The organism is Lachnoanaerobaculum sanguinis (genome assembly GCF_033242365.1).
Lineage (GTDB): Bacteria > Bacillota > Clostridia > Lachnospirales > Lachnospiraceae > Lachnoanaerobaculum > Lachnoanaerobaculum sanguinis.
The window spans coordinates 1-1,981 of sequence record NZ_BTHK01000037.1 but is presented as its reverse complement, the minus strand read 5'-3'; the positions used below and the strand labels follow the sequence as shown (position 1 = coordinate 1,981).

1 protein-coding gene is annotated in these 1,981 nt (G+C 33.3%); it reads right to left on the bottom strand.

Features of this window, described 5'->3' with window-relative positions:
• Positions 1 to 108 precede the first annotated feature (108 nt).
• Positions 109 to 1,824 (bottom strand): IS1634 family transposase, encoded by a 1,716-nt coding sequence (locus SBH76_RS13360; RefSeq protein ID WP_317978160.1) that lies wholly within the window; start codon positions 1,822 to 1,824, stop codon positions 109 to 111.
• Between the last annotated feature and the right edge of the window lie 157 nt (positions 1,825 to 1,981).

The following is a 1,981-nucleotide window of genomic DNA, read 5'->3' as shown; positions in this document are numbered from 1 at the left end:
TATAATCCCGTCTTTGACAGTTTTAAAAGTTAAAAAGCCCTTGAAACCCAGTGTTTTACTGGCTTTCAGGGCTTTTGTATTTCGTTTTGAAACTTAAAAAATAGTATTTTATTTTCCTTTACTTTGTTTTTGTATTGTCCTCATTTGACTTTTTGTTATAAATTCAAAATCTGTATTAAAATGACAAATCTCATGTAGTTTATCTGTGAGCTCTGTTCGTTTATATAGAGGTATGAAACCTTGCTCTTTTACATATGCAAAATTAAAATCTTTTAAGGTCTTTAGAATCTCTTCGCATGTATACTTGTGTTCTAAAAATTTTTCGAGATATCTGTAAATGATCAAGGCTAAAAAGCAGGTTAAGAAGTGAGACGTAATTCTATCAGCCCTTTGTAAAAATACCGGTCTTGCTTCAAACTCGGTTTTCATAATTCTAAAGCATTCTTCTATTTGCCAACGCTTTTCACTTATGCTTAGTATTTCACTTACATCATCGTCAAGTAGGTCTGTTGAGATGGCATACATACCATCATACTTTGCCTCCTCATCTATTTTATCTGTATTAAGAAAGTTATGTACATTTGCTTTTTCACCATCATCAGTTACTGCAATGCTGCCAAGAAACCTTGCCGGATCATTAGGATTTCTTCTTTCTTTTTTGATACTGCCTTTTTCAAGCATTAACTTAGCTCTGTCAACTTGTTTTTCTCTAATAGCTTTTTGGTATTTGGCATATTTTGGTGAATATGTGATGATAAGTCTTTGAGATAAATCTTTCGGTGTATAAGGAGCATCTTTGTAATATATAGTCTCATCATCCATTGATATTTCAGCCAGATCCACCACTTTATTATCGTACAAACTTTTAAATCCCTTAGTATCTAAAGCCCATTGCCTATCTTGCGCATTAAGCTTTTTTATTGATTGAGTAACTACAAAAGCTCTTTCACCCATATGATTGTACTTTCTTATTTTTTCCGAACCAAGTCCGGCATCACTACAGTAAATAAACTTTTGACAATCAAACTCTTTTAAAATTTTTTCTTCAAGTGGTTTAATAGAGGTTTGTTCATTTGCATTTCCCGGAAATAGAGAAAAAGCAAGTGGAATGCCGTCACCATCCATAAACATACCCATTTGTATTATAGGGTTTGGTCTATGTTCCTTGCTTTTGCCATATTTCTTAATGCCATCTTCATCCTCAATCTCAAAATAATAGTTAGTACAATCATAAAAAAGAAGCTTATCGTTACGTTTCCCCACCAGATGACTGTTTCTATAAGTTTCAGATTGTATAAGGTCACATTCTTTACCGAGTACATTTAAAGATCGATATACATCATGTAATTGGTAAGATGGTGGCTCTAAAAAGCCCATAGAACAAGAGTAGCTTGAGCGTTTACTGGAGGGTTCGAGTATTCTGGAGTAAATCAAATCGGATAATATCGAGTTGATATCAAACTTGAAATTATACTTATCCCTTATCTTTCTGCAAACTTTGTTTAAGCCAAGTTTATAATAAAAGTACTGCAAAAACAGGTAACCTCCACGATAGAAGACTTGTTGCTGTGGCTGTAGTCGTTTGCTTGAGTTAAACGAAAGATTTACTATTTTATCTTCTTTGTACTTTTGTGTTTCAAGTTTTGCCTCAGCACGAGCCCATTTCATGACGTCATCTCTAGTGGGTCCATGCTCTTTTAATAATTCGGCAAGAGTACCAAGTTTGCGTACATTTACAGAGGTACTAACCCCTTTGTCATTTATAAAGCTTTTGGAAATATAGAATGACTCTGCATTTTTTGATTTTGATGTAGTAACTTTCATAGATAACCTCCACACCTTATTATACCATAAAATACTAGAAAATACTATATAATAAAACGAATATTTTGACAAAAATTTTAAGTAAGAAATGTAGGCTATATGCGGGTTGCAGGACTTTTTTTATGCCTATTTAGGTAAACAAACTGTCAAAGACCCG

Coding starts and splice junctions, on each gene's coding strand:
- SBH76_RS13360 (WP_317978160.1), bottom strand. CDS start 1,824: ATGAAAGTTACTACATCAAAATCAAAAAATGCAGAGTCATTCTATATT.